1 protein-coding gene is annotated in these 8,113 nt (G+C 74.3%); it reads left to right on the top strand.

Features of this window, described 5'->3' with window-relative positions; translation table 11 throughout:
• The first annotated feature begins 17 nt into the window (after window positions 1–17).
• Window positions 18–8,102 carry a non-ribosomal peptide synthetase gene (locus tag HG543_RS28860; RefSeq protein ID WP_281404472.1) on the top strand — a complete coding sequence of 2,695 codons (8,085 nt, stop codon included), beginning with the start codon at window positions 18–20 and terminating at the stop codon, window positions 8,100–8,102.
• The last annotated feature ends 11 nt before the right edge of the window (window positions 8,103–8,113 follow it).

The following is an 8,113-nucleotide window of genomic DNA, read 5'->3' as shown; positions in this document are numbered from 1 at the left end:
CCACCCGCCCGGTCTCCCTGGGCCGACCCATGCCCCGGTGCCAGCTCTACGTCCTGGACGAGCTGCTCCAGCCGCTGCCGGTGGGCGTGCCCGGCGAGGTGTTCATTGGCGGCGCCGGGCTGGCCCGGGGCTACAGGGGCCGCCCGGACCTGACGGCCGAGCGCTTCATCCCGGACCCCTTCAGCGACGAACCCGGTGGCCGCCTCTACCGCACCGGCGACCGGGCGCGCTGGAGCGAGGAGGGCACCCTCAACTTCCTGGGCCGCGCCGACTTCCAGCTCAAGGTGCGCGGCGTGCGCGTGGAGCTGGAGGAAATCGAGGCCGCGCTGCTGCGCCTCTCCGGCGTGCGTCAGGCGGCGGTCCTGGCCCGGCAGGGCGCGCGGGACATGGAGCTGGTGGCCTTCCTCGTGCTAGAGCCTTCCGCTCCCGAGCTCCGGACACTGCGCAGGTCGCTGGCCGCGGTACTCCCCGAGGCCATGGTGCCCTCGCGCTTCCAGGTGCTGGACGCGCTGCCCACCACCACCAGCGGCAAGGTGGACCGCAAGGCCCTCACTCCCCTCCTCCAGCAGGTGGCCTCGGACTCCAACGAAGAGGAGGCCCCCCATCAGCCTCCTCGCGGCCCGGTGGAGGAGTTGCTCGCGCAGCTCTTCGGTCAGGTGCTGGGCCTGGAGCGGGTGTCGCGCGACGCGGACTTCTTCGTGCTGGGAGGGCACTCGCTGAGCGCCACCCGGTTGGTGGCCCGCGTGCGCCAGGCCTTCGGCGTGGAGCTGCCCCTGGCGGCGCTCTTCACTTCTCCCACGGTGGAGTCGCTGGCCCGCGTGCTCTCCGGGCACCAGCTTGCTCGCGTCCCTCCCCTGCCCGCGCCCACGCCGCGCCCCGCCGACGAGCCCGCGCTGCTCACCTTCGCGCAGGAGCGGCTGTGGTTCCTCCACCAGCTGCAGCCGGAGCTGCGCTCGTACATCATCCCCGAGGCGGTGGAGCTTCGTGGCGCCCTCGATGTGGGGGCGCTGGAGGGGGCCCTCCGGCTGCTGCTGGAGCGTCACGCCTCGCTGTGCACGGTGCTCATCTCCGAAGAGGGACACCCGGTGCCCCGCGTCGAGCCGCTCCCCTCCCAGGTGCTGCATGTGGAAGAGGTGGTCGCGGCGGCGGACGGCACCACGGCGGTGCCCTGGGCCCGGCTGGTGGAGGAGTCCACGCGGCCCTTCTCGCTGGAGCAGGGGCCGCTGTACCGCTTCCGCCTCTTCCGGCTGGGTGCCGAGCACCACGTGTTGCTGCTGGTGCTGCACCACGTCCTCGTGGACGGCGTGGGCATGGACGTCCTCACCCGTGAGCTGGCCCAGGCGTACGCCGCCCTGAGCCAGCACCGGCAGCCCGCCTTGCCGCCCGTGGTGCTCGACTCCGCGGACGTGGCCGCGTGGCAGCGCACGCCGGCGGTGCGGGCCCACGAGGAGGCCCACCTCGAATACTGGAAGCAGCAGCTCGCGGGCGCCCCCACGCTGCTGGCCCTACCGCTCGACAAGCCTCGCCCCACGGCGCGCGGGGACCGGGGCGCGAGCAGCCGCATCCACCGGCTGCGCCCCGAGCTGTCCCGGGCCCTCGTCGCGCTGTGCCGCCAGCATCAGGTGACGCCGTTCACGCCCCTGTGCGCGGCCTTCGTCGCGCTGCTGCACCGCTACTCCGGACAGGAGGAGCTGTGCGTGGGCACGCCCGTCTCCGGCCGCTACCACCCGGCCACCGAGGACGTGGTGGGCCTGTTCATGAACACCGTGGTGCTGCGCGGCCACATCACGCCGGACCTGAGCTTCTCCGCCCTGCTCTCCCAGGTGCGCGCCACCACGCTGGAGGCCTTCTCCCATCAGGCGGCTCCCTTCGAGCGCGTGGTGCAGGAACTCCAGGTGGAGCGGACGCCCGGCCATCCCCCGCTCGTGCAGGTGATGTTCGACCTGATGCGCGTGGAGGCCCCGCTGGAGCGCGCCTTCCCGGGACTGGAGGCGCGGCAGCTCCCGCTCGACACCCGCACCAGCCAGGTCGACCTGGCGCTCCAGGCCACCGAGGACGCGGACGGGTTCACGCTCGCCCTGGAGCACAGCACCGACCTGTTCGAGGACGCCACCGCCGAGCGGATGCTGGCCCACTATCTCCAGCTCCTCGAAGGTGCCCTCCTGTCGCCCCAGACGCCCGTGTCGCGGCTGCCGCTGCTGACGGAGGCCGAGCGAGAGGCCGCGCTGCGCGAGGCGCGCACGGCCCCCGTGGAGTCTCCCGCGGCGTGCGTGCACGAGGTCTTCGCCGCCCAGGCCCTCCGCGCGCCGGAGCGCGTCGCGCTGGCCTTCGACGGAGGCCAGTGGACGTATGGCGCCCTGGCGGCCTGGACGAACCGGGCCGCGCGGCGGCTCGTGGCGCAGGGGGTGGGACTGGAGTCGCTGGTGGCCGTGCTCGGCCCCCGTGACGAGGCGCTGGTGCGCGCCATCCTCGCCGTCCACACGGCCGGCGGCGCCCACCTCCCGCTGGACGCGCGGCTGCCTCCGGCGCGCGTGGCGCGGTTGCTCGCCGAGAGCCGGGCGCCCTTCCTCCTGGTGACGCGTCCCGCCGAGGCGCTCGTCACGGAGGCCCTGGCCCTGGTGCCCCCGGAGCTGCGTCCCACGCTGCTGTCGCTCGACGCGGTGGAGGCGGAGAGCGCCGCGCCGCTGCCGGGGCGCGCGTCGCCGGACGGGCTCGCCTACGTGCTCTTCACCTCGGGCTCCACCGGCACACCCAAGGGCGTGATGGTCCACCACCGGGGCATGCTCAATCACATCCTCGGGATGTGCTCGGGGCTGGGCCTGGGCGAGGACGACGTCATCGCGCAGACGGCGGCGCTCAGCTTCGACATCTCGGTGTGGCAGATGCTCGGTGCGCTCACGCTCGGCGCCACCACCCGGATGGTGCCCGAGGACGTCGCCCGGGAGCCGCAGCGGCTGGCCGCCGTGCTGGACGCCTCCGGTGTCACCTTCGCGGAGCTGGTGCCCTCGGTGCTCCAGGCCCTGCTGGAGGACACCGCCGGCAACGCCCCCGCCTTCTCGCGGCTGCGGTGCATGGCCACCATCGGCGAGGTGCTCCCGCCGGCCGTCTGCCGTGCCTGGTTCGAGCGGTACCCGGGCGTGACGCTCGTCAACGCCTACGGCCCCGCCGAGGCCTCCGACACCGCGACGCTGCACCCGCTCCATGCGCCGCCCATCGGCGTCAGCACGCCCATTGGCCGGCCCAAGCTCGGCATGGAGGTGCACGTCCTGGACGAGGCCCTGCAGCCGGTGCCACGGGGCGTGGTGGGTGAGCTGTACATCGGCGGTATCGGCGTGGGCCGCGGCTACCGCCTCCGCCCCGAGCTGACCGCCGAGCGCTTCGTGCCGGACCCCTTCGCTCGCGAGCCGGGCGCGCGGCTGTACCGCACGGGCGACCTGGGACGCCGCCTGCCCGACGGGAGCCTGGAGTTCGTCACCCGCGCGGACTTCCAGGTGAAGGTGCGCGGCATGCGCATCGAGCTGGCCGAGGTGGAGGCCGCGCTGGCCGCGCTGCCCCAGGTGCGCGCCTGCGTGGTGACGGCCCGCGAGCGCCGCCCGGGCGACAAGGAGCTGGTGGCGTGGGTGGTGCCGGTGGACGCCCACGTTTCGGAGTCCGCCCTGCGCGAGGCGCTCGGCCAGCGGCTGCCGGCGTACATGGTGCCCTCGCGCCTCGCGCTGCTGGACGCGCTCCCGCTCAACGCCAACGGCAAGGTGGACCGCAAGGCCCTGGCCTCGCGCCCCCTGCCGCTGCCTTCGCCCGACGAGGCCGGGAGCGAGCCGCCCCAGGGGCCGACGGAGGAGCTGCTGGCCCGCTTCTTCCGCGAGTCGCTCGGTGTGGACGCCGTGTCGCGCCATGCGGACTTCTTCTCGCTGGGCGGCCACTCCTTGAGCGCCACGCGGCTGGTGGCCCGCGTCCGGCAGGCGCTCGCCGTGGAGCTTCCGCTGAGCGCGTTCTTCACCGCGCCCACCGTGGCCGGGCTCGCGCGCGCCGTCGCCGCGGCCCCGCGCGCCGGTGAGCTGCCGGTGAGGCGCAAGGGCCCGGCGCCGGAAGCGCTGCCCGCCTCGCGAGTGCAGGAGCGCCTCTGGTACGCGTTGCAGCTCCCGGACGCGCCGCCCTACGTCCTCACCCTGGGGCTGGTGCTGGAGGGAGACCTCCGGCCCGACACGCTCGAGGCGGCGCTCGCCGCGGTGGTGGAGCGCAACGAGACGCTGCGCACCGTGTTCTTCCAGGAGCGCGACGCCGTCCTCGTCCGCATCCGCCCGCCCGTCCTCCCGCTGCTGTCTCGCCAGGACCTGTCGCACCTGCCGCCCGACGAGGCCCTCGCCGCGGCGCGCGCCGTCATGGCGCGGTACGACCACCAGCACCTGGACCTCGGCGCGGGCCCGCTGTACCGCTTCGAGCTGCTCCGGCTGGAGGCGGCGGGACGCCGGCACGTGCTCGTGCTGTCCATCAGCCACCTCGTCATCGACGCGCTGGGGTTCCAGGCCCTCACGTCGGAGCTGGACGCCGCGTACCGTGCCGCGCTCGCCGGCCAGTCCCCGCTGCTGTCACCGCCCGCGCTCCAGTACACCGACGTGGCCCTGTGGGAGCGCGGCGAGGGCCCCACGCGCCACGAGGAGGAAGGGCTCGCGTCGTGGAAGCAGGCGCTGGCGAACGTGCCTCCGGTGTTGGATCTGCCGCTGGACTTCCCCCGCCGGGCTCCCGCGCTCAACGCCAACATGCGGCCGGTGCGCGTGTCGCTCTCCGCCGCGGACGGAGCCGCGCTGCGCGAGCTGTCCCGGCGCGAGGGTGTCTCCGCCTTCACCGCCGTGCTGGCGCTCACGCAGGGCTGGCTGCACCGGCTCAGCGGCCAGGGCCACGTGGCGGTGGCCTCACCGTTCTCCGGGCGCACCCTGCCCGAGACGGAGCGGATGGTGGGCTACTTCGCCAACGTCCTGCCCCTGTGCACGGACGTGTCTGGCAACCCGTCCTTCCGCGGCCTCCTCCAGCGCGCCCAGGCGGTGGTGGCGCATGCCTCCTCTCACCAGGACGTGCCCCTCAAGCGCATCTCGGACGCAGTGGCGCCGGACGGCCCGCGCACCGCGCCGCCGCTGGCCCAGGCGCTGTTGATGCTGCAGGCGTCTGGCCGGGTGGCCCTGGACGGGCTCGCCGTGTCGGAGCTGGAGGCCCGGGGCGTCATCCCCGCGTATGACGTGGTGGTCTCCCTCATCGAGGATGCGCACGGCGCGCTGGAGGGCATCATCGCCGTCGACGGCGCCCTCTTCACGCCTGAGTCCGGCGAGCGCATGGCCCGCTCCTTCGAGCAGCTCGTCGCCTCGGCGGTGCGCGCCCCGGACGCGCCGCTGTCGCGCCTGGCCCTGCTGTCCGGACAGCAGCGGGCCGCGGTGCTGGCCGCGCTGGACGGAGGTCCGCGCGCGGCGCCCCCGGCCACCTGCATCCACACCCTCTTCGAGGCCCAGGTGCGCCGTACGCCCGGCGCGCCCGCGGTGGCGCATGGAGAGACGACGTGGAGCTACGCGGAGCTCAACACCCGCGCCAACCTGCTGGCCCGCCGGCTGGTGGCCCAGGGCCTGCGCGCCGAGGAGCGCGTGGGCGTCATCATGGAGCCCTCCGCCCAGGCGCTCGCGGTGCTGCTGGGCATCCTCAAGGCGGGCGGCGCCTACGTCCCGCTGGACGCGGGCTGGCCCGAGCCGCGCAAGCACGCGGTGCTGGAGCGCGCGGGCGTCCGGCGGCTGTGGGTGGACGCGGAAGTCCTCGCGGACCACTACGAGCTCGCGCCCTTCGTGGAGGTGCCGCCCCGGCCGGAGACGCTGGCCCAGGAGGACCTGGGGCCCGGGCCGCGCGAGGTCTCCGACGCGCAGCTCGCGTACATCGTCTTCACCTCCGGCTCCACGGGCGAGCCCAAGGGCGTCATGGTGGAGCACCGCTCGGTGGTGAACCACAACCTCGCCATCGTCCAGCGCTTCGGCCTGCGCGCCGGGGACAGGATGCTCAACTTCGCCCCGCTCACCTTCGACGCGGCGGCCGAGGACCTCTACCCGCCGCTGGTGGTGGGCGGCACCGTCGTGCTGCGCAGCGGGCTCGTGCCCGCGCACACGATGACGCCCTATCTGGAGCAGACGGACATCTCCATCATCAGCCTGCCCCCCACGTACATCGAGGAGTGGATTCGTCAGATGGAGACGCTGGGCCAGCGCGTCCCCGAGCGCCTGCGGTTGCTCGCCCCGGGCGGTGATGTGCTCAAGCGCGAGACGTACGAGGCCTGGGTGCGCGTGGGCGGTGCGCACGCGCCCTGGGTCAACGTCTACGGCCCCACCGAGTGCACCATCACCACCGCCACGTGCGACATCCCCGGCGTGGAGGGCCTGGGCACCGCGGCCACCTTCCCCATCGGCCGGCCCATCCCCGGCGCGCGCTTCTACCTGCTGGACGAGCACCTGGAGCCCGTCCCGCCCGGCCTGCCCGGCGGCGTCTACATCGGCGGGGCGGCGCTCTCGCGCGGCTACCTGGGCGCGCCCGACGCGACGGCGGACCGCTTCATGCCGGACCCGTTCTCCGCGAGCCCCGGCGCGCGCATGTACCGGACGGGAGACCTGGCCCGGCTGCTGCCGGATGGCCGGCTGCGCTTCCTCGGCCGCGCGGACCACCAGGTGAAGATTCGCGGCTTCCGCATCGAGCTGTCGGAGATAGAGCATTGCCTGCGCCTCGCGCCCCAGGTGGAAGAGGCCGTCGTCCTCGCCCACGCATCGGCGGCGGGTGTGCAGGCGCTCCACGCCTACGTGCAGGCCCCGGCCGGCGTGCGCCCGGACGCGCTGCGCGAGCACGTGGCCTCGCGGCTCCCCGCGTACATGGTGCCCGCCTCCTTCGTGGTGCTGGAGCAGCTGCCCATCAACGCCAACGGCAAGGTGGACCGCCACGCGCTGAAGGCCCTGGAGCCGGCGCCCGCCGCGCCGCCTTCGCTCAGCGCCCCGGCCGCGGCTCCCGTGAAGCTGAAGTTGGAGACGCCCTACCGCAACTCGCTGGAGATGACGCTGCAGCGGCTGTGGCAGGAAGTCCTCGGGCGCCCGGACGTGGGCGTCGGGGATGACTTCTTCGCCCTGGGCGGCGACTCCATCATCGCCATGCGCCTGCTGGCGCGGCTGGAGGACGAGTTCGGCATCCCGGTGCCCCTGGCCGTCCTCTTCCAGAGCCCCACCCTCAAGGAGTCCGCGGATGCCCTGCTGGAGCACTTCCGCGAGGGCGCGCCGGCCACCAGCCTGGTGCGCATGGCGAGCCGGGGCCTCCCCGAGACGGCGGAGCCCTTCTTCCTCTTCCACGGCGGAGACGGCGAGGTCTTCCACTACCGCGAGCTGGTGCCCTTGCTGGAGCCGCGCTTCCGCTGCTTCGGCATCCAGGCGCCGGAGACGCTGAACCCGGACAAGCCCCTGGCCTCCTTCGACGCGCGCGTGGCCGCGTACGCGCGGGACGTGCGCTCCGTGCAGCCGCACGGGCCATACCGGCTGCTCGGCTTCTCGTACGGCGGCTACCCCGCGCTGGGCGTGGCCGGGCTGCTGGAGGCGGAGGGCGAAGAGGTGGAGCTGGTCGCCGTGGTGGACACCCTCACCTCCGAAATCATCCGCGACTCCATCCCCTCGCAGGCGCAGGGGCCGCTGCTGGCCATCGCGGACGTGTTCGGCGTTTACGACGCGGGGCTGGCCCAGGCGCTGGAGCCGCTCGCGCCCGAGGCGAAGTGGGAGCGGGTGGCGGAGCTGGCCCGCGCCAGTGGCCTGGCGTCCCCGCACTTCATGGGCCGGGACTTGAAGCACATGTGGCGGGTGCTCGGCGAGGTGCTGACGCCGCAGGCCGCGGCGTGGACCGTCAAGGCGCCGCGCCGCGTCCGCCCGCTCATCGTCCGCAGCGAGGCCACGCTGGCCGAGTTCGGTGACGAGACGTTCGGCTGGGCACGGCACGTGCCGCGAGAGCAGCTGGAGCTGCTGACGCTGCCGGGCAGCCACGCCACCCAGCTCCGGCGGCCCGGAGTGGAGGAGCTCGCCCGGCAGGTGCTGGCCCGGCTCGCGAGGTGAGCGGGGCCCTG

The sequence above is a fragment of the Pyxidicoccus fallax genome (assembly GCF_012933655.1).
Lineage (GTDB): Bacteria > Myxococcota > Myxococcia > Myxococcales > Myxococcaceae > Myxococcus > Myxococcus fallax.
Note: the sequence above shows the minus strand (reverse complement) of the source record. Positions and strands in the feature narration are given on the sequence as shown.